Source organism: Bradyrhizobium sp. Kon10 (assembly GCF_055807395.1).
The window spans coordinates 1-213 of sequence record NZ_JBVVOZ010000451.1 but is presented as its reverse complement, the minus strand read 5'-3'; the positions used below and the strand labels follow the sequence as shown (position 1 = coordinate 213).

The 213-nt window shown below is 64.8% G+C and carries 1 pseudogene; it reads left to right on the top strand.

From position 1 onward, the window contains the following. Positions 1-213, top strand: a pseudogene (locus AC0L2O_RS37720) (IS21 family transposase); the annotation flags it as partial.

Sequence of the window (213 nt, the reverse complement as noted above, 5' to 3'; positions counted from 1 at the left end):
CTATCGCGGCTTCATCGACGAGATCGTCAGCCGCCGCAATGCCCGGAACACCAAGCGCATCGACCACGAGCGCGCCACCCTGCAGGCGCTGCCAGATCGCCGCACCTCGGACTACGAGGAGGTGATTGTCCGCGTGACGTCAAGCGGCGGCTTCACCTTGCGCAAGGTGTTCTACACCGTGCCGTCGCGTTTGATCGGGCACCAACTGCGGGT